19 protein-coding genes are annotated in these 22,040 nt (G+C 71.9%); 9 read left to right on the top strand and 10 right to left on the bottom strand.

Annotated features, from left to right (window positions below; genetic code table 11):
• Positions 1-53 precede the first annotated feature (53 nt).
• Entirely contained in the window at positions 54-605 is a 552-nt protein-coding gene (locus ACF09J_RS13665) for a MarR family winged helix-turn-helix transcriptional regulator (protein WP_392305588.1), read from the bottom strand.
• Positions 606-704: 99 nt separating this feature from the next.
• Between ACF09J_RS13665 and ACF09J_RS13660 the strand changes: the two genes are divergently transcribed.
• Entirely contained in the window at positions 705-1,490 is a 786-nt protein-coding gene (locus ACF09J_RS13660) for a dioxygenase (protein ID WP_392305587.1), read from the top strand.
• Between the two features lie 436 nt (positions 1,491-1,926).
• Positions 1,927-2,925, top strand: coding sequence for an RNA polymerase sigma factor RpoD/SigA (locus ACF09J_RS13655; protein ID WP_392305586.1), 999 nt, complete (start codon positions 1,927-1,929; stop codon positions 2,923-2,925).
• A gap of 665 nt (positions 2,926-3,590) precedes the next feature.
• On the opposite strand, the gene ACF09J_RS13650 is transcribed toward ACF09J_RS13655, so the two are convergent.
• Positions 3,591-4,622, bottom strand: coding sequence for a helix-turn-helix transcriptional regulator (locus ACF09J_RS13650; protein WP_392305585.1), 1,032 nt, complete (start codon positions 4,620-4,622; stop codon positions 3,591-3,593).
• A 62-nt stretch (positions 4,623-4,684) separates the two neighbouring features.
• On the opposite strand from ACF09J_RS13650, the gene ACF09J_RS13645 reads away from it, so the two are divergent.
• From ACF09J_RS13645 to ACF09J_RS13625, 5 genes are all read left to right on the top strand, one after another.
• Complete coding sequence (locus ACF09J_RS13645) at positions 4,685-6,286, top strand: MFS transporter (RefSeq protein WP_392305584.1); 1,602 nt, start codon at positions 4,685-4,687, stop codon at positions 6,284-6,286.
• Between the two features lie 231 nt (positions 6,287-6,517).
• Entirely contained in the window at positions 6,518-7,279 is a 762-nt protein-coding gene (locus ACF09J_RS13640) for a DeoR/GlpR family DNA-binding transcription regulator (protein ID WP_392305583.1), read from the top strand.
• Positions 7,276-8,223 (top strand): 1-phosphofructokinase, encoded by a 948-nt coding sequence (pfkB, locus tag ACF09J_RS13635; RefSeq protein ID WP_392305582.1) that lies wholly within the window; start codon positions 7,276-7,278, stop codon positions 8,221-8,223. The genes ACF09J_RS13640 and pfkB overlap by 4 nt, the downstream gene beginning before the upstream one ends.
• Before the next feature lie 166 nt (positions 8,224-8,389).
• On the top strand, positions 8,390-10,570 hold the full coding sequence (locus ACF09J_RS13630; protein WP_392305581.1) for a fructose-specific PTS transporter subunit EIIC: 2,181 nt from the start codon (positions 8,390-8,392) through the stop codon (positions 10,568-10,570).
• Positions 10,571-10,681: 111 nt separating this feature from the next.
• Positions 10,682-10,936 (top strand): hypothetical protein, encoded by a 255-nt coding sequence (locus tag ACF09J_RS13625; RefSeq protein ID WP_392305580.1) that lies wholly within the window; start codon positions 10,682-10,684, stop codon positions 10,934-10,936.
• A 76-nt stretch (positions 10,937-11,012) separates the two neighbouring features.
• Here ACF09J_RS13625 and ACF09J_RS13620 read toward each other — a convergent pair whose 3' ends face one another.
• Both ACF09J_RS13620 and ACF09J_RS13615 read right to left on the bottom strand, forming a co-directional pair.
• The gene (locus ACF09J_RS13620; protein WP_392305579.1) at positions 11,013-11,759 is read right to left on the bottom strand and encodes a DUF6227 family protein; all 747 of its coding nucleotides are present in this window, start codon (positions 11,757-11,759) and stop codon (positions 11,013-11,015) included.
• Between the two features lie 206 nt (positions 11,760-11,965).
• On the bottom strand, positions 11,966-12,994 hold the full coding sequence (locus ACF09J_RS13615) for a P1 family peptidase (RefSeq protein WP_392305578.1): 1,029 nt from the start codon (positions 12,992-12,994) through the stop codon (positions 11,966-11,968).
• Between the two features lie 107 nt (positions 12,995-13,101).
• Between ACF09J_RS13615 and ACF09J_RS13610 the strand changes: the two genes are divergently transcribed.
• Positions 13,102-13,284 (top strand): hypothetical protein, encoded by a 183-nt coding sequence (locus ACF09J_RS13610; protein WP_392305577.1) that lies wholly within the window; start codon positions 13,102-13,104, stop codon positions 13,282-13,284.
• 28 nt (positions 13,285-13,312) lie between these two features.
• Here ACF09J_RS13610 and mscL read toward each other — a convergent pair whose 3' ends face one another.
• From mscL to ACF09J_RS13580, 6 genes are all read right to left on the bottom strand, one after another.
• On the bottom strand, positions 13,313-13,774 hold the full coding sequence (mscL, locus tag ACF09J_RS13605) for a large conductance mechanosensitive channel protein MscL (protein ID WP_392305576.1): 462 nt from the start codon (positions 13,772-13,774) through the stop codon (positions 13,313-13,315).
• Between the two features lie 63 nt (positions 13,775-13,837).
• The gene (locus ACF09J_RS13600) at positions 13,838-14,470 is read right to left on the bottom strand and encodes a hypothetical protein (RefSeq protein WP_392305575.1); all 633 of its coding nucleotides are present in this window, start codon (positions 14,468-14,470) and stop codon (positions 13,838-13,840) included.
• Positions 14,471-14,607: 137 nt separating this feature from the next.
• The gene (locus ACF09J_RS13595) at positions 14,608-15,441 is read right to left on the bottom strand and encodes an S-methyl-5'-thioadenosine phosphorylase (protein WP_392305574.1); all 834 of its coding nucleotides are present in this window, start codon (positions 15,439-15,441) and stop codon (positions 14,608-14,610) included.
• Between the two features lie 76 nt (positions 15,442-15,517).
• Positions 15,518-15,847, bottom strand: coding sequence for an FmdB family zinc ribbon protein (locus ACF09J_RS13590; RefSeq protein WP_392305573.1), 330 nt, complete (start codon positions 15,845-15,847; stop codon positions 15,518-15,520).
• A gap of 67 nt (positions 15,848-15,914) precedes the next feature.
• Positions 15,915-17,210 carry an MFS transporter gene (locus ACF09J_RS13585; protein WP_392305572.1) on the bottom strand — a complete coding sequence of 432 codons (1,296 nt, stop codon included), beginning with the start codon at positions 17,208-17,210 and terminating at the stop codon, positions 15,915-15,917.
• Positions 17,211-17,416: 206 nt separating this feature from the next.
• Positions 17,417-18,928, bottom strand: coding sequence for a potassium/proton antiporter (locus tag ACF09J_RS13580; protein WP_392305837.1), 1,512 nt, complete (start codon positions 18,926-18,928; stop codon positions 17,417-17,419).
• 214 nt (positions 18,929-19,142) lie between these two features.
• Between ACF09J_RS13580 and ACF09J_RS13575 the strand changes: the two genes are divergently transcribed.
• A complete protein-coding gene (locus ACF09J_RS13575; protein ID WP_392305571.1) occupies positions 19,143-21,980 on the top strand; it encodes a penicillin acylase family protein in 2,838 nt (945 codons plus the stop codon).
• The last annotated feature ends 60 nt before the right edge of the window (positions 21,981-22,040 follow it).

Here is a 22,040-nt window from a genome sequence, read left to right as displayed (position 1 = left end):
CTGCTGAGGCGCCCACGGGGGCCGTACGCCACGTACCTGTCCGCCTCCGCCCCTCAGCGGAGCCAGGGCAGGTCCGCACCCGCTTCCTTCGGCTGGAGTCCCTCGGCGACGATCTGCATGATCTCGCCGAGGGACTTCTGCTGTTCCAGGCTGAGACGGTCGAAGAGCGCCTGGCGTACGGCGGTCACATGGCCCGGCGCGGTGCGGCGCAGCACATCGAGGCCCTCGTCGGTCAGGACCGCGAACTGGCCGCGCTTGTCGGAGGGGCAGTCCTCGCGGCGCACCCAGCCGTTCTTCTCCAGGCGGGCGACGGCATGGGAGAGGCGGGACCGGGTGATCTTGGCGTCCATGGCCAGCTCCGTCATCCGCAGCCGGTGCTGCGGGGCGTCGGCGAGCTTGACGAGGAAGCCGTAGTAGATGTGCGGCATGCCCGCGTCGCGCTGGAGCTGGCGGTCGAGGTGGTCCTCGAGCAGGGTGGTGGCGTGCCGGTACGAACGCCAGACGCGCTGCTCCTCGGCGGTGAGCCAGCGGTGGGCATCGGCCTCGGCGGGGGCGGGCTCGGGGGCGGGCTCGGGCTCGGGGGCGGAAGCGGGTGCCGTGTTCATACATCCACTGTACGAGCTACTTCTTGAAGCTTAAACAATTCGGGCGTAACCTTGTTTCGTAGAGCTTTAGCTTTCAAGCATCTCAAGGGAGCCGCCACCATGTCAGCCGCCGTCCGGGAGCGCATGCCCGCCCTCTACCTCAGCCACGGTGCCCCGCCGCTCGCGGACGACCCGGTCTGGCCCGGCCAGCTCGCCGCCTGGTCCGCCGAGCTGCCCCGCCCCAAGGCGATCCTGGTCGTCTCCGCCCACTGGGAGGAGGCCCCGCTGGCCCTCGGGGCCATCGAGACCGTCCCCCTGGTCTACGACTTCTGGGGCTTCCCCGAGCACTACTACCGGGTGCGCTACGACGCCCCCGGCGCGCCCGAACTCGCCGAGAGCGTGCGGAAGTTGCTGCGCGCCCCCGGAATGCCCGTGCAGGACGTCCCGGACCGCGGCCTCGACCACGGCGCCTACGTCCCGCTAGTCGAGATGTTCCCCGCGGCCGACATCCCCGTGCTCCAGGTCTCCATGCCGACCCTCGACCCGGTCCGGCTCATGGACATCGGCCGCAGGCTGGCGCCGCTGCGCGACGAGGGCGTGCTGATCGTCGGCTCCGGCTTCTTCACCCACAACCTGGCCGCCCTGCGGCACGCCGGGGTCCCGAGCTGGTCCGCCGAGTTCGACGACTGGGGCAGGCGCGCCCTGGAGACCCGCGACTGGGACGCCCTGCTGGACTTCCTCGACAAGGCCCCGGCCGGCCGGTACGCCCACCCGCGCACCGAGCACTTCGCCCCGCTGTTCGTGACCATGGGCGCTGCGGAGGCCGGCGGTGAGCTGGGAACGCAGAAGTCCGTGATCGACGGCTTCTGGATGGGCCTGGCCAAGCGTTCGGTGCAGTTCGGCTGAGACATGCGCGCCCCCGCTGCGTAAGACGAGGGTGTGGAGAGTCTTGGATTTTCCCGAGAGTCCGGGTTTGCGGCAACCTTCCGACGGTGCGATTCGTCCATCAGGGTGGAAGGTGGTCGAAGAGGACGCTCTTCCCTGAAGTGGCGCCATCGGTGTGAACGGGGCCTCACATCCGGGGCGACCGGCGGGTTCCGTGAAGGGCCCGGGATGCCTTCGGCGCCGCCCTGACCTGCGGTTCCGCAGCCGTTGCGGCAGAGTTCGACGACTGTGGCGAGACAGGGTACTGCATGATCAGAAAATTAGGGGGCGGGTTGGGAATTCTGTCCGGATTCCAGTCGTTGTTTCCATCGGATGCCGGGCACCCGAGGAGAGTTCCGAGGCAGGTGCCGAGCATCTGAAGGACCACCCGCTGACCCACCATCGCAAGGGAGCACGCATGGCAACCCGTGCCGTCGCCCGTCGTAAGTCCGCCACCGGCGAGACGGCCGACGCGGCAAGCAGTGTTCGCGCCCATGGCGGCGAGATCGCCGATCGCGACCTGGTCGGCATGTATCTCGACGAGATCGCGCGTACGCCGCTGCTCGACGCCGCCAAGGAGGTCGAGCTGTCCCAGATCATCGAAGCGGGTGTGTTCGCGCAGCAGATCCTCGACGGGCACGAAGGGACCAGGACGGAAACCACCGACGAGGAGCTTCGGGCCCTGGTCGCCCAGGGAGAGCGGGCCAAGGACGTCTTCATCCGCTCCAACCTGCGCCTGGTCGTGGCGGTCGCCCGGCGGTACCCGCGCAGCGGCCTGCCCCTGCTGGACCTGATCCAGGAGGGCAACGCGGGCCTGGTGCGCGCGGTGGAGAAGTTCGACTACCGCAAGGGCTTCAAGTTCTCCACGTACGCCACCTGGTGGATCCGTCAGGCGATCACGCGCTCGATAGCCGACCAGTCGCGCACCATCCGGCTGCCCGTCCACCTGGTGGAGGAGCTGGGCCGCATCCGCCGTGTCCAGCGGGAGTTCAACCGGGAGCACGGCCGTGACCCGGAGCCCGCGGAGATGGCCGAGGAGCTCGGCTCGACGCCCGAGCGTGTCTCGGACGTGCTCGACTGGGCCCGTGACCCGGTCTCGCTGAACATGTCGGTGGACGACGAGGGCGAGACCCAGTTCGGGGACCTGCTCGAGGACACCTCCGCCGTCTCGCCCGAGCAGTCGGTCATGACGCTGCTGCGCAGCGAGGAGCTCGACGACCTCATCGGCCGCCTCGACCAGCGCACGGCCTCGATCATCAAGATGCGGTACGGCATAGAGGACGGCCGCGAGCGTACGCTCACCGAGGTCGGCAAGGAGCACGGCCTGACGCGTGAGCGCATCCGCCAGATCGAGAAGCACGCGCTGCTGGAGCTGAAGAAGCTGGCCCGCGACACCGGGTTCGACGCGGCGGCGTGAGACCGTGCCGAACGTGAGACCGTGCCGAACGTGGGGCCATGCGGACGTGAGGCCGTGCCGGACGTGAGACCGTTTCGAACGGGATCCGGCCATGGCTCCGTGCGAGGGTCCGCCCGCGCCGCCATACCGGCCGACGGTCGTTCCGGTGCGCGTCCCGGCCGGGGCGTGCTGAGCCCGGGCGCGTGAGGCTGCCGGCGCGTCGGGCGACCGCGTACGCCGGGTGGCGAAAGGCCGCGCAAACATGGCCGTGTACCGTCGCTTGAAGCGGCGGGGGCCCGGGAACAACCTTTCCGAGCCCAGGAGTTCGACTCCCGGACGGTTCCGTCCCGGACCGGCCCCGGCCCCGGTCCCCTTCGGGGGACGCACAGATGTCCAGAGCCAAGTCCCGACGCACTCCCCCCCGGCGCCGGGACTTTCCCAGAGCCGGGTTCCGGCGCCCCTCCCCCCGGGGCGCCGGAGCCCGGCTCCACTTCTGCCCTCTTCGGCGAGGTCGGGGCGTAAGCCTGAGAGCCGGGGCGTGAGCCGTGAGAGCCGGGGCCGTGAGCCGTGAGAGGCGGGCGCGAGCCGTGAGAGCCGGGGCCGTGAGCCGTGAGAGGCGGGCGCGAGCCGGTGAGAGGCAGGCCGCCCTGCCCCGCCCGCGTCGCCCCTGACGGCCGACGACGGCCTTACGGAACCTCCCCCGGGATGCCGGAGGACGAGACGGCGGCCGCTCCGCTCTCCCCCCGCTCCGCGCCACCCCCGCCGGCCCGCGTCAGCCGCGCACCCAACCGCCGTACGCACTGCACGAGTTCATCGGGTTCCAGCACAGTGAACTCGCAGCCCAGCATCGCCAGCCGCACCGCGAGCCACTCCACCTGGTCGCCGACCGTGGCGCGCAGCCGGCAGCCGCCCGTGCCGAGCGGCTCCGGCGGGCCGAGCCACGCGGGCAGCCGCGCCGCGACCACCTCGGCCGGGTCGGTGAAGGTCACCGTGAACGTGTAGGTCTCCTGCCGCCGGTACACCGACTGCCTGAGGTACTCGGCCGCGCTCCCGGTCGGCAGCTCCCGCGGCGCGAACCGCGCACCGGTGGCGAAGGGCTCGCTGACCCGGTCGACGCGGAACGTCCGCCAGTCCGCCCGGTCCAGGTCGTACGCCACCAGGTACCAGCGCCGACCGGTCGACACGAGCCGGTACGGCTCCGTCAGCCGCCGCGAAACGGCCCCGTCGCCGGCCCGGTAGGCGAACCGCAGCCGCTCGGACCCCGCCACCGCGGAGGCCATGACGGTGAGCGTCTCCGTGGCGACACTCGCCCCGTCCCCGCTGGTCAGCGGAGTCGTCGCGGCCTGAAGCGTGGAGACGCGGTGCCGCAGCCGGGTCGGCAGCACCTGTTCCAGCTTCGCCAGTGCCCGTACCGAGGCCTCGTCCATGCCCTCGATCGCGTGCCCGGCTCCCGCGCGCAGCCCGACCGCGATCGCCACCGCCTCCTCGTCGTCGAGCACGAGGGGCGGCATGGCCTTCCCCGCGACCAGCCGGTAGCCGCCGTCGGCCCCCTTGGTCGCCTGCACCGGATAGCCCAGCTCACGCAGCCGGTCGATGTCCCGCCGGACCGTTCGCCGGGACACCCTGAGCCGCTCGGCGAGTTCGCCGCCGGGCCACTCCCGGGGGGTCTGGAGGAGGGACAGGAGCTGAAGGAGCCGGGCCGGAGTGTCCGTCGTCATACATCCGAGAATGCCGTACGACTAGGACATGATCTGACCTAATACCTGCATAGCGTGGCGTCATGTCCTCCACCGAAACCCCCGCCGGCAACCCGGCCCCGGCCCCGAGCCCGGCCTCGGCCCCGGTCTCCGCCCAGGCCCAGACCCCGGCTCCCCTCCCGGCCGCCGATCGCCGTCGCTGGTTCGCGCTGGCGATCGTCATGACCGCGGCCTTCATGGACCTCGTGGACGTCACGATCGTCAACATCGCGATCCCGTCCATCCAGCGGGACGCCGGCGCCTCCTTCAGCCAGATCCAGTGGATCACCGCCGGGTACGCCCTTGCCTTCGCGGCCGGTCTGATCACCGGCGGCCGGCTCGGCGACATCCACGGCCGCAAGCGGCTGTTCCTCCTCGGCATCGCCGGCTTCACCCTCGCCTCCGCGCTGTGCGGCTTCGCCGCGAACCCCGAGATGCTGGTCGCCGCGCGCATCCTCCAGGGCGCCATGGCGGCGATGATGGTCCCGCAGGTGCTGTCGATCGTGCACGCCACGTTCCCGGCGCACGAACGCGGCAAGGTCTTCGGCCTGTTCGGCGCGATCGTCGGACTGGGCGCGGTCTCCGGCCCGCTGCTCGGCGCGCTGCTCACCGAGTGGAACCTGTTCGGGCTGGAATGGCGGCCGATCTTCCTGATCAACCTGCCCGTCGGCGCCCTGGCCCTCGTCCTCGGCAACCGCTTCATCAGCGAGTCCAAGGCCCCCCGGGCCCTGAAGCTGGACCTCGTGGGAGCCGCCCTGGTCACCCTGGGCCTGCTGATGCTGCTCTACCCGCTGACCCGGGGCCGCGAGCTGGGCTGGCCGCTGTGGGGGTACCTGTCCATGGCGGGCGCGCTGGTGGTCTTCGCGGCGCTGGTGGCGTACGAGCGGAACAAGGCGGCACGGGACGGCTCGCCGCTCATCGAACTGTCGCTGTTCCGGGTGAAGAGCTTCGCCGCGGGCATCGCGGTGCAGACCGTCTTCGGCGTCGCGCTGGGCGTGTTCTTCCTGGTCTGGACGCTGTACATGCAGGTCGGCCTCGGCTGGAGCCCGCTGCGGGCGGGCCTGACGGGCGTACCGTTCTCGATCGCCGTGTCCGCCGCGGCCGGGGTCTCCGTGCAGAAGCTGGTCCCGCGCTTCGGCCGCAAGGTGCTCCAGGCGGGCGCGCTGGTGATGGCGGCCGGTGTCCTGGTCTACATCGCGGAGTCCGAGCGGTACGGCCTGCGCATCGCCCCCTGGCAGATGGCGCTCCCGCTGGTCGTGATGGGCCTGGGCATGGGCCTGATCGTGGCGCCGCTGACCGACGCGGTGCTCTCGGAGGTGCCGCGTGAGCACGCGGGTTCGGCGTCCGGACTGATCAACACCGTGCAGCAGATGGGCAACGCGCTGGGGCTCGGCCTGGTGTCGGTGGTCTTCTTCGGAGTCATCGGCGACCGCCTGACCCCGGCCGAGGTGGGCCCCGCCTTCGTCAACGCCTTCCAGCACGCGCTGGTGTGGGTGGCGGCGGTACTGGGCGTCATCTTCGTCCTGATGTCGGCCCTGCCCAAGCGGCCGGGCCGGGAGGCGGAGGGCGCCGGGGAGTCCGGCCGGGCCGGGGCGGCCGGAGAGCGGCCCGTGGTGGCGGACCGGGCGGGCGAGCTGGTGGGCTGACCTGCGCGAACGAGGGCCGATGGGGCCCGGCACCCCGAGAGGTGCCGGGCCCCATCGGCGTACGGCTGGTGCCGGGTCCGCCCGCGCGCTGCTGGGCCTCACATGACCCGGACATCACCGGAAGTCCGTTCATGCCCGGTTCTATGCCCGAACCTGTTTACTTCCCTGACATCCCGGCGTACGCTCCGGAGAGAAACCACAAGTTCGGGCATCAGTCGGAGGCAGGCGGACATGTACGCACCGGAGCGGCAGCAGGAGATCCTCCGGCTCGCCCGGGACGGCGGCCGTGTGGACGTCGTGTCGCTCGCCGAGGAGTTCCAGGTGACGGCGGAGACGATCCGCCGCGACCTGAAGGCACTCGACCGTGCGGGCCTGCTGCGCAGGGTGCACGGCGGAGCCATCCCGGCCGGCCGGCTGGACTTCGAGCCGGACCTCACCGAGCGCGAGTCCACCGCGGCCGACGAGAAGGACCGCATCGCCAGGGCGGCCCTGGCCGAACTGCCGGCCGAGGGCACGCTGATCCTCGACGCCGGTACGACGGTGGCCCGGGTGGCCGCCGCCCTGCCCCTGGAGACCTCGCTCACCGTCGTCACGCACTCCCTGCCGATCGCGGCCCGCCTCGCGGACCACCCAGGTCTCCAGCTCCACCTCGTGGGCGGGCGGGTGCGCAACCGCACGCGCGCCGCCGTGGACGCCTGGGCGCTGCGTGCCTACGGCGAGATCCGCGCCGACGTGCTGTTCGTCGCCGCCAACGGCTTTTCCGCCGAACACGGTCTGACCACCCCCGACCTCGCCGAGGCAGCGGTGAAGCGCGCGGCGATCGCCGCCGCCCGCCGTGTGGTGCTGCTCGCCGACTCCGCCAAGCACGGCCAGGAGCACTTCGCCCGCTTCGGCGGTCTGGACGACGTGGACCTGCTGATCACCGACAGCGGATTGAGTCCCGAGGACGCGGCCGCCATCGAGCGCGGCGGCACGGAAGTAGTGCGCGCATGATCGTCACCGTCACCCCCAACCCCTCCCTGGACCGCACCTACGAGGTTCCCTCGCTCGAACGCGGCCAGGTCGTCCGGGCCACCGGTGAGCGCATGGACCCCGGCGGCAAGGGCGTGAACGTCTCGCGCGCGGTCGCGGCCGCCGGGCGGCGCACGGTCGCCGTCCTGCCCCTGGGCGGCGCGCCGGGCGCGCTCGTCGCGGAGCTGCTCGACGCGCAGGGCATCGACGTCGCGCCGGTGCCGGTCGCCGGGGCCACCCGGTCGAACATCGCGCTGGCGGAGGCCGACGGCGTCCTGACGAAGATCAACGCGCCGGGTCCCGAACTCTCCGCCGAGGAGCAGGAGTCGCTGCTGGAGACGGTGCGGAGGCGGTCGCGCGGCGCCGACTGGATCGCGTGCTGCGGCAGCCTGCCGCGCGGACTCGCGCCGTCCTGGTACGCCGACCTGGTCGCGCGGGCGCACACGGCAGGTGTCCGCATCGCGCTGGACACCTCCGGGCCCGCGCTGCTCGAGGCGCTGCGCGAGGGCCCGGACCTGGTCAAGCCGAACGCCGCGGAGCTCGCCGAGGCCGTCGGGCACTCCCTGGCAACGGTCGGCGACGCGGTGAAGGCGGCCGAGGAACTGCGCGGACTGGGCGCGCGCACCGTGCTCGCCAGCCTGGGCGCCGACGGGCAACTGCTCGTGGACGGCGCGGGCGCCTGGTTCGGCAGCGCGCGCGTGGACGTCGTCCGCAGCAACGTCGGCGCCGGCGACTCCTCCCTCGCCGGTTTCCTGATCGCCGGAGGCACCGGCCCGGAGGCGCTCGCGCTCGCCGTCGCGCACGGCGCGGCCGCCGTCCAGCTGCCGGGCAGCCTGATGCCGACACCCGGCGACCTGGACCCGGCGGCGGTGACGGTCACGGCGGACGTGCCGGTGGACCGCGCACTGACGGAGCCGGTGGCATGACCGGCCGCCCGCCCCGCATCCGGTGCCGTCCGACGCGTCCGACGGCCCGCACGCCTGACGACTCTCCCCGCACTCCCCACACCCCTCGCACTGCCCCCGTCCCCTTCCCCGTCCCCACCCCCGCCCACCCCACTGACCGGGCGATACGCGCGCTAAGGAGCCCGCGATGAGCGACATGATCACCGCGGACCTGGTCGACCTCGACCTGTCCGCCGACACCAAGCAAGCGGCGGCGCGCTCGCTCGCCGAGCGGATGGTGGCCCAGGGCCGGGTGACCGACCTGGAGGGCTTCCTCGCCGACGTGGCCGCCCGCGAGGCGCAGATGCCGACCGGCCTGGACGGCGGCATCGGCATCCCGCACTGCCGCAGCGAGCACGTCGTCGAGCCGACCCTCGCCTTCGGGCGCAGCGCGGCCGGGATCGACTTCGGCGCGGCGGACGGCCCCGCCGACCTGATCTTCCTGATCGCGGCCCCGGCCGGCGCCGACGACGCCCACCTCAAGATCCTGTCGTCGCTGGCCCGGCAGCTGATGAACGACGAGTTCACCTCCGCGCTGCGGTCGGTGGACGACGCGGTGGCCGCTGCCGCGCTCATCCGCGGTGACGAGGCTCCCGGCGAGGCCGCGGCACGAGCCGAGGGCTCCGCCACGGCCGCCGAGGGCGCCTCCGCGCAGGCGACGGACGCCCCCGAAGACACCGCCGCGACGCCGGGGGCGGCCTCCTCCGGCGCCGTGGCGGCTGATACTGCCCCGGCCCCGACCCCGGCCCCGCCCCCGGCCCCGGCATCGGATGCGAACGCCACGGCGGGAGCTTCTGACGCTTCCGGTGCCTCCGGTGCTTCCGGCGAGCGTCCGTTCCGGATCGTCGCCGTCACCTCCTGCCCCACCGGTATCGCGCACACCTACATGGCGGCCGAGTCGCTGGAGAACGCGGGCCGCGAGGCGGGCGTCGAGGTCGTCGTGGAGACACAGGGTTCGGCCGGCTTCGAGCGGCTCGACCCGGCGGTGATCGCGGCGGCCGACGGCGTGATCTTCGCCCACGACGTCCCCGTGCGCGACAAGGACCGCTTCGCCGGGAAGCCGGTCGTCGACGTCGGCGTGAAGGCGGGCATCAACCGGCCCGGCGCACTGATCACCGAGGTCCGCGCCAAGGCGGCGCGCGGCGAGGTGAGCGCGGCGCCCGCGCCGGGCGGTACTCCGGTGGAGCGGGACGGCGAACCGGGCGAGGGCTACGGCACGAAGCTGCGCAAGTGGCTCATGTCCGGCGTCAGTTACATGGTTCCCTTCGTGGCCGCGGGCGGTCTGCTGATCGCCCTCGGGTTCGCGATCGGCGGCTACAAGATCAACAAGGCGCCGTCGGTGATGGACCACTTCGTCTGGACCCAGGGCGACAGCTGGGGCGCCCTGCTGTTCCAGATCGGTGGCGTGGCCTTCGCCTTCCTCATCCCTGTGCTGGCCGGCTACATCGCCTACGGCATGGCGGACCGCCCAGGAATCGTCCCCGGATTCGTCGGCGGGTCGATCGCGCTCACCATCAACGCCGGTTTCCTCGGCGGTCTCGCGGCCGGTCTGATCGCCGGTGGTGTGGTGATGGCGATCCAGAAGGTGCGCATCCCGGCGGCCCTGCGCGGCATCATGCCGGTGGTGGTGATCCCGCTGATCTCGTCGGCGGTCGTCGGATTCCTGATGTTCGTGGTCATCGGCAAGCCCATCGCCACCGCGCAGAAGGGCATGACCGACTGGCTGAACGGGCTGACCGGCACCAACGCCGTCCTGCTCGGCGCCCTGCTCGGTCTGATGATGTGCTTCGACCTCGGCGGTCCGGTCAACAAGGTCGCCTACACCTTCGCCACCGCCGGCATCGCGGTCTCCAGCCCCAGTGACTCCGCCATGAAGATCATGGCCGCGGTGATGGCGGCCGGCATGGTCCCGCCGCTGGCGATGGCCCTGGCCACGACCGTGCGCGGCAAGCTGTTCACCCACACCGAGCGGGAGAACGGCAAGGCCGCCTGGGTCCTGGGCGCCTCCTTCATCTCCGAGGGCGCCATCCCGTTCGCGGCGGCCGACCCGCTGCGCGTCATCCCGTCGTCGATGGTGGGCGGCGCGCTCACCGGCGCACTGTCGATGCTCTTCGGCGCCACGCTCCGCGCTCCGCACGGCGGCATCTTCGTGGTCCCGCTGATCGGCAACCCGTTCCTCTACCTGATCGCCATCGTGGCGGGCGTGTGCGTGACCACCGCCCTGGTGGTCGCCCTGAAGACCCTGCGCAAGCCGGCACCCGGTGCGGGAGCCGCCGAGGCGGGCGCGTCGGCCGAACCCGCCGACCGGAAGCAGCCGGTGGCGGCCTGATCCGCCCCTTGCCGCCTTGTCCCTTTGGCGCACTGTGAGTTGTTCACGGCACATGCGAGATACGTCACGGTCCGGGGCCGAAGTCCCGGACCGTGGTGTCTACTGGAGCACATGCCTCAGCATGTCTCGACCCTGATGTGGATCGGTGTGGCCGTCCCCGCCGCACTGACCGCCGCCTGCCTGATCGGCCTCGCCCGCATCCGACGTGCCATCCGCCTCGAGACCGCCCGGCAGCAACCCGCCCCGAGGCTTCCGGGCCTCCCGCTCCAGCGCGGTACCGGTCCCGGCCGGGAGTTCGTCGAACTGACCCCGGAGGAGAAGGACACCTTCGCGGGCCTGGTACGTCGACTCGGCAACGGCCGCTGAGACTGGTCCCGGCCGAGCGGGCGACAGCCACCGGCTCAAGGATTCCAGGACGGACGTGCTCCGGGGCAGGCGGGCTTCAGGACATCTGCGCCGCGCGCCGTTCCATCGCGCCACGGGCCGCGTCCTCCGTGACGTACACCTCGCACATGTGGCGACCGTCGGGGGTCGCCGTGTGCTCGACCTCCCAGAGGGAGATCTCCACACCGCCGTCCAGCAGGAACGCGTGCTCGTAGAGCGAGAAGCACAGCCCGGCCCGGCCCGCGCGGCAGGGGCGGCCGAAAGCCTGGGTGATCCGGTGACCGGACGCCGACCCCAGCAGGGACGCGACGTCCGCGCCCGGCCGGTCGGCGTTCTCCGCGCGCCGCAGCAGACGGCGTGCGTGGTCGGCCGAGTCGTCGGACGCGTACGAGTGCCGTGTCTGGGGCGGCGGCGAGAGCTGGACCATTACCGGCAGTTCGAACTCAGGAGTGTCCGGCGGGAGCGGCAGCCGGGCGGTGGCGGTGCTCAGCTCCTCCTCGTCGTCGTACACCTCGTGCTGAACCTCGCTGCCCGGCGCGGTGTTGTGCACCAGCTCCCAGAGCGTGAGCGCGGAGCCGTCCGCGAGCAGCCAGGTGTGCCGGTAGGTCTCACGGTGCAGTCCAGCGCTGTGGTGCGCCGAGTGCAGCGAACCGTCGTAGGCCAGGGCGCAGTCGAGTCGCCGTATCGTCTCGTCGGGTAACTCGAAGGAGTTCAGGGCGCGGCCGAGGAGCCGCGCGAGGTGCTCCTCCGGAGACTCCGGCGACTCGCGTGGCTCGTACGCTGTCGTCTCGTACGGAACGCTCAAGGCTTCTCCCGGCGTTGCTGCATGTCACCTTGTGGGTGCATACCGTAGCCCCTCGGTCGGGCATCATGTCCGCGAACCGAGAAAACGTCCACCCCGAAAACGGCCGGCCCGCGCGAGAAGTTCCCGCCAGAGCCGATGTCCCGTCAAAATCTGCTGGTCAGGCGCATGTTGTGGAGCAGGCTCCGGTCTTCGGGCGCTGCGGAAGGTCAACGGCCGCCGTACAGCTCCTCGTAGGCCGGCCACTGGCCACCCGGCCCGGTCACCGCCTCGGCGGCCCGCACCGCGCGGACGATCGCGCGGGTCACCTGGTCCGCGCCCGCCGCGAGGATCTCGTTCAGCGCGAGCGGGTCGCCGGGGTCCGGCGGACGCGCGCCGGTCGCCAGCGCGAACACCGTGTCACCGTCGTTGAGCAGGTGCACCGGACGGACGGCGCGCGCGATGCCGTCGTGCGCCGTGCCGGCCAGCTTCTGCGCCTGCGCCTTGGTCAGGTCGGCGTCGGTGGCGACCACCGCCAGGGTGGTGTTCAGCGGGGGCGGCGCGTTCCTCGCCGCGGCCTCGGCGAGGCGCCGCCGCGCGCGCTCGTGCACCCGCGCGTCGGGATGCGTCACCGGCCCCTGGAACAACTCCCCGTACAGCACCCCCGTTTCCGGGTCGAGCGCCGAACCCACCGCGTTGGCCACCGCCAGCGCGGCCACCGTGACGCCCGATCCGAGCACCGTGCTCGCCGTGCCGACCCCGCCCTTCAGCGGTCCCACGGCCGCTCCGGTCCCGGCGCCCACGCACCCCTCGGGCACGGGCCCGCCCACCTCGCTCGCCGCCGCGGCCTCGACCGCGGCGCGCCCGGTGGCCGCGTCCGGCCGGGCCCGGAAGTCACCGCCGCGGCCCAGGTCGAACACGCAGGCTGCGGGTACGACCGGCACGACGTGCGAGGGATCGGGCCCGACACGGACCCCGCGCCCCCGCTCCTCCAGCCAGGCCATCACTCCCGAGGCGGCGTCCAGCCCGTAGGCGCTGCCGCCGGTCAGGACGACCGCCTCCACCGTCCGCACCAGGTTGCGCGGGTCCAGGGCGTCGGTCTCCTTGGTCCCGGGGCCGCCGCCGCGCACGTCGACGGCGGCGACGGCGCCGCCCTCCGGCGCGAGCACGACCGTCGTGCCGGTGAGCCAGCCGCCGCCCGTGCGCGTCGCATGTCCCACCCGCACGCCTTCGACGTCCGTCAGAGCGTCCACTGCCATGGGAGCCAGTCTCCACGTCACCCAGGGGGAGCGGGGACGATCACGGGTCTTTCCTGTGCAACGGCACGGAACTCCACGTCATCCGCCGCGGACCGTACCCTTGAGGCATGAGTACCGCCCCCGAGCCCGCCCCCGAACCGCGTGACCCGAAGGCCGCGCTGATCTTCGACGACCCGCTGAACCAGCAGTCCACGGACGACACCGACCGCGGGTGGGGCGAGCGCACGGAGGGCGACTCCGCGGCCGACCTCAAGCGCTACCTGGACGAGAAGCCTCCCCACCACCTCTGAGGCCCGCGGGCCCGCCGGAGCGCGGACGCTACCGCTCGCCGTATTCGGAGTTGCGCCGGGCGGCGACCAGCTCGTCGCGTATCTCCTTCAGCACTTCCAGCTCGGTCACCTCCACGGCCTCCTCCGCGCCCTCCCTGGCCTTTCTCCGTGCCTCCTGGCGGGCCAGGAACTTCGCCATGGGCAGGACCATCAGGAAGTAGACCACCGCCGCCGTGATCAGGAACTGGAGGGCGGCGCCGAGGACCGAGCCCCACATGATCCGGATGCCCTGGTCGCCCTCGCAGGGGGCGCTCAGGCACGAGTCGTAATGGTCGAGGTTCTTGGTGCCGATCGCCCCGACGACGGGACTGATCACTCCCTTCACCACCGCGTTGACGATGTTGGTGAAGGCGGCGCCGACGACCACCGCTACTGCCAGATCGACGACGTTCCCGCGCATCAGGAAGGCCTTGAAGCCCTGCCAGACGCTCGGGTCCTTCTTGTCGCTCACCTGCGGCCCCTCCTCGGACATGCAACTGCAACGTGCGGAACGAACAGCTCCGCAACCTACGGCTCACCACAGGGTCACCGCCAGCCTGGCCGTCGCACTCGCCCCGGCCAGCCCCGCCGCGGTGGAGCGCGGCACCGACAGCGCGACCAGCGCTCCGCCCCCGGCCACGTCGTCCACGGGCTCCGGGACCCTGGCCACCCGGGCGCCGTGCGCGACCACCCGGGCCTGCCCGCCCGTCGCCGGATCCTCCGCGGCGATCACGTCGACCCGGTCACCGGGGCGCAGCAGCCGGACCGTGGCCGCGTCCGCGATGCGCACGGGCGCGATCACCGTGCGCCCCTCGTCCGCGCCGTGGCGCCCGGCGGCCCGGCCGGATCCGTCGGCCGGCGCCGGCTGCCCGCGGGCCGGTCCGCCGCGCGGAGGGTCCGGAACGTCCCGCGGGCCAGCCGCCACGAGCGCGGCCGCCGTCACGGCGAGTCCGGCCGCCACCGCGCGCCCCCGGTGCCGTACGAGCCGGTGCAGCCCGTACCGCCCGCCGCGCACGCGCACCGGCGCGAAGTGGGGCACCTCACACGTGGCCGGGGCGTCCGTACCCGGCGAGTACGGAGAGGAAGGCACACGCGGAAAGTGCGGGGGCGAGGACGAAGACGGAGGAGAAGACCAAGAAGGAGGAGACGACGAACACGGCACGGACATGCGGACCACCACCAGCGACGGGGATTTCGGCTTGCCACGCCCACGATGAGGCATAGCGCTGCCGCCTGCCGGAGCCCGTGTGCTACCCGCCGGTTGTGGACAACTCCCTCACCCGAAGGAGCAGTTCCGCCGTCCCGCTACGGCAGCGTGAACCCCGGGTCCATCCCGCCCAGCGCACCGGCGCACAGGCAGTCCCGTTCCTCGGTCGCGGGCAGCGCGGCCACCGCGTCGAACAGGACGCCCCGCAGCCGTTCCACATTGGCCGCGAACACCTGCAGCACCTCCTCGTGCGAGACGCCCTCGCCGGTCTCCGCGCCCGCGTCCAGGTCGGTGACCAGGGTCAGCGAGGTGTAGCAGAGCTCCAGTTCACGGGCGAGCGCCGCCTCGGGGTGGCCGGTCATGCCCACCACCGACCAGCCCTGCGCCTGGTGCCACAGCGACTCGGCCCGGGTCGAGAAGCGGGGCCCCTCCACCACGACGAGGGTGCCGCCGTCCACCGCGTCCCAGTCCTGCCCGCGCGCCGCCTTCAGCGCGGCCGTGCGGCCCGCCGGGCAGTACGGGTCGGCCATGGAGACGTGCACGACGTTCGGCACCGTGCCGTCGGTCCGCGGCAGCCCGTCGAAGTAGCTCTGCGCCCGGGACTTCGTACGGTCGACGAACTGGTCGGGCACGAGCAGCGTGCCCGGCCCGTACTCGGGGCGCAGCCCGCCCACCGCGCAGGGCCCGATCACCTGGCGCACGCCCACGGAGCGCAGCGCCCACAGGTTGGCCCGGTAGTTGATGCGGTGCGGAGGGAGGTGGTGGCCCCGTCCGTGCCGGGGCAGGAAGGCGACCCGCCGGCCGGCGACCTCACCGAGGAACAGGGAGTCGCTGGGTTCCCCGTAGGGCGTCTCCACCCGGACCTCGGTCACGTCGTCGAGGAACGAGTAGAAGCCGGAACCGCCGATGACACCGATCTCTGCGTTCGCCATGACCAGCACACTAGCCGCCCGCGCACACGCCGAGGACCCCACCGTCCCACGACGGCGGGGTCCCGGAGGGAAGACGTCAGGCGGCGGAGCTGCCGGCCGAGCTCGCGGACGTCGAGGACGACCCCGACGACGAGGACGAGCCGGAGGACGACCCCGACGAAGAAGAGGAGGAGGACGACGAGGAGCTCGACGACTTCGATGCCGACGCCGCGCTGCTGCTCGACGAGGAGCCGCGGCTGTCGTTGCGGTAGAAGCCGGATCCCTTGAAGACAATGCCGACCGCGGAGAACACCTTCTTCAGGCGGCCACCGCAACCGGGGCACTCGGTGAGTGCGTCGTCGGTGAACTTCTGCACCGCCTCGAGGCCATCGCCGCACTCGGTGCACTGGTACTGGTAGGTGGGCACTGTCTTCCTCCTGGCACTCTCACTCGATGAGTGCTAACGACGGTCCATAGTGACGTATTCCCGAGGATCAGTCCACTGTGACGTGGGCGCGGTGACCGACGCCACGTGCGACCGTGCGGCCCTGCGTCCGGGACGTGAGCCGTGACCTGAGGGCCACCAGGGTCAGGAGGGCCAGTACCGTGCCGGCCATCGGCACCAGGAAGCCGGCGCCGCCCCACAGGCGGTCCTCCAGTTGCCCGGCGACCGTGACCGCCGCCGCCTGGCCGAGCGCGACCGCGCCGGTGAGCCAGGTGAACGCCTCGGTGCGGGCGCCTGCCGGGACCAGGTCCTCCACCAGGGTGTATCCGGTGATCAGGGCGGGCGCGATGCACATGCCGACCAGGAGGCCGAGCGCCGCCAGGAGCAGCACCGAGTGCGCGGTCCACAGGGCGGACGCGGCCAGGGCCAGAGCGGTGTAGCCGACGAGGAGACGGTGCTGCGGGGCGGTCTTCCAGGCGATGGCGCCGCAGACGACGCCGGAGAGCATGTTGCCCGCGGCGAAGGTTCCGTAGAGCACGCCGTTGAGGCCGGGCTCGCCGATCGACTCGGTGAACGCGGCCAGCGAGACCTGCATGCCGCCGAAGACCGAGCCGATGCCGAGGAAGGTCGCGATCAGCACCCGTACCCCGGGGATGCGCAGGGCGGAGGCGTGCTCCACGCGCGCGTGCCCGCCGCCGGTGACGGGCGGCTGGGTGCGCTTCTGGGCGGCGAACAGCAGACCGCCGACGAGGGTCAGCGCGGACTCGGTGACCAGCCCGGCGGCCGGGGTGACGGTCGTGCACAGGGCGGTCGCCAGGAGGGGGCCTACGACGAACGTCAGCTCGTCGGTGACGGACTCGAAGGCGGCCGCGGTGGTCATCAGCGGCGAGTCCTTGAGCGTCACGCCCCAGCGGGCCCGCACCATCGGGCCGGCCTGCGGCACCGAGGCGCCGGTCGGCACGGCCGCCGCGAACAGCGCCCACAGGGGGGCGTGCGCCAGGGCGAGCGCGGTCAGCGTCAGCCCCGCGAGGGTGTGCACGAGAACGCCGGGCACCAGTACCGCGCGCTGCCCGTGGCGGTCGGCGAGACGTCCGCTGTAGGGCGCGCACAGCGCCATGGAGACGCCGGTGACGGCCGCGGTGGCGCCGGCCGCGCCGTAGGAGCCGGTGGTGTGCTGCACCAGCAGCACGATGGAGATGGTGAGCATCGCGAACGGCTGTCGCGCGGCGAAACCGGGGAGCAGGAACGTCCAGGCGCCGCGGGTGCGCAGCAGCGGCCCGTATCCCGGGCGGGAGGATTCCGTCGCGGTCCGCGCCGGTTCGGTGCTGGTGACCGTGGATCCCACGGCCGTGCCTTTCTGCCGCCTGGTAGCGCGGGCCCGGGCGTGCGGGCGCGGCCGAGAGCTGTCCTCTTGCGCGGACTGCGGTAGATGCCGGTGCCCGCTGAGGGGGGGGCTGCCCGGCCGCCATACGGTCGCGCCAGCTCTGCGTCAGGCAGAGTTGGTTCGATCAGGGTGTTCCCCCATCGTACAGGGGTGCGGGGAACGCCCCTTCACCCTCGGCTGCCCGCACCCGCGCCGTCGGCGCCCAGCCATCCGGCCAGCTTGCCGCCCCGGCCGACCGCGCGCAGGCGCTGTTCGGCCGCCTCGCGGACCGGGTCGGTGGCGACCACGAGGAGTTCGTCGCCGCGCCGCAGGGTGGTGGCCGGCAGCGGCACGAACGACTTGCCCTCGCGGACGACGAGGGTGACCGCGGACCCGGACGGCAGCCGCAGTTCGCTGATCTCGACGCCGTGCATCCGCGATCCGTCGGGGATGGCGACGGACAGCAGATGGCCGCGCAGCCGCTCCAGGGGCGCCGACTCGATGCCGAGGTCGGCGGCCTCCTCGCCGGAGCCCAGCCGGAGCTTGCGGGCGAGCCAGGGCAGGGTCGGCCCCTGCACGAGGGTGTAGACGACGACCAGGACGAAGACGATGTTGAAGATGCGGTGGGTGGCGTCGACCCCGTTCACCATGGGGATCGTCGCCAGGATGACGGGAACGGCGCCGCGCAGCCCGGCCCACGACATCAGGCTCTGCTCCTGCCACGGCACCCGGAACGGCAGCAGGCTCGCCACCACGCCCAGCGGGCGCGCGACCATGGTCAGCACCAGACCGATGACGAGGGCGGGCAGGACGTCGTCGAGCAGTTCGTGCGGGGTGACCAGCAGGCCGAGCATCACGAACATGCCGATCTGGGCGATCCAGCCGAGTCCTTCGGCGAAGCCGCGGGTAGCGGGCCAGTGCGGCAGCTTGGCGTTGCCGAGCAGCATCGACGCGAGGTACACGGCGAGGAAGCCGCTGCCGTGGGCCAGCGCCCCGGCGGCGTACGCCGTGACCGCGATGGCCATGACGGCGATCGGGTAGAGGCCGGAGGCGGGCAGCGCCACGTGCCGCAGACCCCAGGAGCCGAGCCAGCCCACCGCCAGGCCGATGGCCGCGCCGATGGCCAGCTCCAGGGCTATCTCGCCGACCAGGACGTACCAGTGCTCGATCGGTCCCGCGGTGGAGAAGGCGACGACCAGGATCACCACCGGGGCGTCGTTGAAGCCGGACTCGGCCTCCAGCGTGCCCGTCACGCGCGCGGGGAGGGGGATCTTGCGCAGCACGGAGAAGACGGCCGCGGCGTCCGTGGAGGACACCACCGCGCCGATGATGAGCGACTGACGCCAGCCCAGACCGCTGAGGTAGTGGGCGGCGGCCGCGGTGACGCCGACGCTCACGGCGACACCGACCACCGCGAGGGCCGTGGCGGAGGGAAGGACCGGCTTGACCTCCTTCCACTTCGTGCCGAGACCGCCCTCGGCGAGGATCACGACGAGGGCCGCGTAGCCGATGACCTGGGTCAGTTCGGCGTTGGTGAAGTGGATGCCGCCGAGGCCGTCCGAGCCCATGACGACGCCGATCCCCAGGTAGACGAGCAGGCTGGGGAGCCCGCTGCGCGAGGAGATCCGGACCGCGGCGACCGCGACGAGCAGGACGACCGAGCAGGCGAGCAGGAGCTGGTTGAGGTGGTGAACAGTCAGCAGCGGTTCCTTCCGCGAGTTCCCGGTTTACTTCGTTACCTTACCTAACTCTTGACGCTTTCTTGACGCGTCCTGTGACGAAATGGGGATGCCCGACCGGCGCTGGACCCGACTCCGCGTCAAGTGCTACCGGGCCCTGCGCCTATGGTTGCTCCAGCGCTCATTCGAAGTCACAGCCCGACCTGCCGCTCGCGTTAGGACAGCAAGGACAGCGATGCCCCCGAACACCACCGCCTCAACGGGTGACAAGGCCGGCAAGTCCGGCAGGAAGAAGGGGCGAAAAGCCCGCTTGGCCGTGCTTGTCCTGGTGATGGCTCTGATCGGCGGCACCGCCTACGGCGCCTACTGGTCCGTCAGCACCGTGCGCGCCTCCTTCCCGCAGACCAAGGGCACCATCACGCTGCAGGGCCTGTCGGGTCCCGTGGACGTCAAAAGGGACGGCTACGGCATCCCGCAGGTCTACGCCTCCAGCGCGGAGGACCTGTTCATGGCGCAGGGCTTCGTCCAGGCGCAGGACCGGTTCTACGAGATGGACGTGCGCCGGCACATGACGTCCGGGCGCCTGTCGGAGATGTTCGGCAAGGGCCAGCTCAAGAACGACGAGTTCCTGCGCACGCTGGGCTGGGACCGGGTCGCCCGGCAGGAGTACGACAAGACGCTGTCGGCCTCCACGAAGAAGTACCTCCAGGCGTACACCCAGGGCGTCAACGCCTACCTCAAGGGGCGGGCGGCCAAGGACATCTCCCTGGAGTACGCGGCGCTGGGCCTCGCCAACGACTACAAGCCCGGGCAGTGGACCCCGGTCGACTCGCTCGCCTGGCTGAAGGCGATGGCCTGGGACCTGCGCGGCAACATGCAGGACGAGATCGACCGCGCCCTGATGACCAGCCGCCTCGGCCCCAAGCAGATCAAGGACCTGTACCCGGACTACCCGTACAGCAGGAACAAGCCGATCGTGAGCGAGGGCCAGTACAACTCGCTCACTCAGGCGTTCGAAGCGAGTGGCGGCACGACGGGCGCGGGCGGCGGAACCTCGACCGGCACGGGAACCGGCATCGGTACGGGCACCGGCACCGGTACGGGCACCGACGCGTCGACCGGCCTGGGCACCGGCACCTCGACGGACGCGTCCGGCACGAGCGGCACCTCCGGTGTGCAGAGCCAGCTCATGGGCCTCTACGACGTCCTGGACGGCCTCCCGACGGCCGTCGGCGTCAACGGCAACGGCATCGGCTCCAACTCCTGGGTCGTCTCCGGGCGGTACACGATCACCGGCAAGCCGCTGCTCGCCAACGACCCGCATCTGTCCGCGTCGCTGCCCTCGGTCTGGTACCAGATGGGCCTGCACTGCCGCGAACTCTCCAAGGCGTGCCCGTACGACGTCACCGGCTACACCTTCGCGGGCATGCCCGGCGTGATCATCGGCCACAACCAGGACATCGCCTGGGGCATGACCAACTCCGGTGTCGACGTCACGGACCTGTACCTGGAGAAGCTCAGCGGCAACGGCTACCTGCGCGACAACAAGACGGTGCCGTTCAAGACCCGCCAGGAGACCATCAAGGTCGCGGGCGGCGCGTCCAAGACGATCGTCGTGCGCGAGACCGACGACGGGATGCCCCTGCTGTCCGACCGTTCCAGCGAACTGATGACGGTCGGCAAGAAGGCCACGGTCAACACCGCGGCGCCCGACCGCGGCGACGGCTACGCGATCGCCCTGAAGTGGACCGCGCTGGAGCCGGGCACCTCCATGGACGCCGTCTTCGCCATGAACAGCGCGAAGGACTGGACCTCCTTCCGGTCGGCCGCGGAGCTGTTCGACGTGCCCTCGCAGAACCTGGTCTACGCCGACACCAAGGGCAACATCGGCTACACGCTGCCGGGCCGCATCCCCACGCACGCGAAGAACGACGACGGCTCCGTCCCGGCGCCGGGCTGGGACTCCGCATACGACTGGACCGGCTACATCAAGCCGCAGGAACTGCCCTACGAGTACAACCCCAAGCGCGGCTACATCGTCACCGCCAACCAGGCCGTCGTCGATCCGGCCGGCTACCCGTACACGCTCACCACGGACTGGGGCTACGGCACCCGCAGCCGGCGGATCACCGACCTGATCCAGAAGAAGATCGACGGCGGCGGCAAGATCTCCACCGACGACATGCGCCAGATGCAGATGGACAACAGCAGCGCGATCGCCAACCTGCTGGTGCCCAAGCTGCTGAACATCGACATCGGCGACAAGGACGTCCGCCAGGCGCAGAAGCTGCTGGAGGGCTGGGACCGCACGCAGGACGCCGACTCGGCCGCCGCCGCGTACTTCAACGCCGTCTGGCGCAACATCCTCAAGCTGTCCTTCGGCAACAAGCTGCCCAAGGAGCTGCGGGTCAAGGGCCAGTGCCTGTGGGTGGAGCCGGCCGGCAACACGGGTCCCGCCGACGAGAACCAGAAGGTCCGCGAGTGCGGTCAGCGCGACGCCGACCAGGCGCAGCCGGACGGCGGCGACCGCTGGTTCGAGGCGGTCAGGGCGCTCGTCGACAAGCCGGACAGCGACTGGTGGAAGACCCCGGCGTCCGGCACCCGTCCCAAGGCGGACAACCGCGACGAGCTGTTCAAGCGCGCGATGATCGACGCCCGCTGGGAGCTGACCGCCAAGCTCGGCAAGGACATCGACACCTGGAGCTGGGGCCGGCTGCACCGCCTGTTCCTGAAGAACCAGACCCTGGGCACCGAGGGACCGGGCGTCCTGAAGTACGTCCTCAACCGCGGGCCCTGGAAGCTGAGCGGCGGCGAGGCCGCGGTCAACGCGTCCGGCTGGAACGCGGCCGGCGGGTACGGCGTGGTGTGGGTGCCGTCGATGCGGATGGTGGTCAACCTCGGCGACCTCGACAAGTCCAAGTGGATCAACCTCACCGGGGCGTCCGGGCACGCCTTCAGCGCCCACTACACCGACCAGACGGGCAAGTGGGCCAAGGGCGAGTTGCTCTCCTGGTCGTTCTCGCCGGACGCGGTCGGCAGGAGCACGAGCGACACGCTGGTGCTCAAGCCGTGAGCCACTGAGGCCCCGACGGCGGCGAAGGCCCTCCACGCGCACGCGTGGAGGGCCTTCGCC

Origin of the sequence: Streptomyces sp. NPDC014889 (assembly GCF_043081205.1) — a bacterium.
In the GTDB taxonomy this organism is placed as follows: domain Bacteria; phylum Actinomycetota; class Actinomycetes; order Streptomycetales; family Streptomycetaceae; genus Streptomyces.
Note: the sequence above shows the minus strand (reverse complement) of the source record. Positions and strands in the feature narration are given on the sequence as shown.